This is a genomic window from Micromonospora sp. NPDC001898, from assembly GCF_042891255.1.
Taxonomy (GTDB): Bacteria; Actinomycetota; Actinomycetes; order Mycobacteriales; family Micromonosporaceae; genus Micromonospora.
Window position 1 is genome coordinate 1 of the sequence record NZ_JBIATC010000055.1, and the last position, 1,037, is coordinate 1,037.

Here is a 1,037-nt window from a genome sequence, read left to right on the forward strand (position 1 = left end):
GCCGGTGGTGCCGGTGGTGCCGGTCGCGCCCGGTGGGTCGGGTGAGGGTTCGCCCGGCACCTACGACGACGGCGCCGACGGCGGCGCAATCCTCGTCAAGCCCGGAGGCAGCGCCTTCCTCGAAGACAGCAACCTGTTCAACAACAACGCCAGCCGCAACGGCGGCGCCATCGCCAACTTCGGCCGCGTCTACCTCGACCGCACCACCGTGGAAAACAACCACGCCAAGGGCAACGGCGGCGGCATCTTCAACGCCGGCATCCTCAAGATCAAGGAATCCCACATCACCAACAACACCGCCGGCGAAAACGGCGGCGGCATCGCCAACGGCAACACCTACGAACCCAAACTCACCATCGGCACCACCGCCACCGGCACCGTCGAAATCACCAAGAGCACCATCAACAGAAACACCGCCGACCACAACGGCGGCGGCATCTACACCGCCAACGGCTTCCTCGACATCACCTCCACCGACATCAAGGACAACACCGCCTGCCACAGCGGCGGCGGCATCTACGCCACCGACACCAACCTCCACCTCCGCCACGTCACCATCGACAACAACAAAGCCAGCCAAGACGGCGGCGGCATCTTCAACACCAGCACCACCAACAAGCCCAAGACCACCACCGAACACGACAACGACGACAACAAAGACCGCGGCAGCGCCACCATCGACGACAGCGCCATCCGCGGCAACACCGCCGGCCGCCGCGGCGGCGGCATCTTCAACGGCGACCCCGACCTCAAACCCGGCCCCAACAAAGACAACCGCGCAACCCTCACCCTCCGCAACAGCGAGGTCAAGGGCAACACCGCCGGCAACGGCGGCGGCATCTTCAACAACCGCGGCCACGTCAACATCATCAACACCAAAATCACCAAAAACACCGCCACCGACACCAACAAGCCCTACGACATCGCCGGCGGCATCGTCAACAACGACGGCAAAGTCCGCCTCGACGACGAATCCATCGTCATCGACAACGACCCCACCAACTGCACCGGCCACATCCCCAACTGCTTCGCCTGAC

1 pseudogene is annotated in these 1,037 nt (G+C 64.1%); it reads left to right on the forward strand.

From position 1 onward, the window contains the following. Positions 1 to 1,036: pseudogene (locus ACFYZF_RS30655) on the forward strand (hypothetical protein); the annotation flags it as partial. Between the last annotated feature and the right edge of the window lies 1 nt (position 1,037).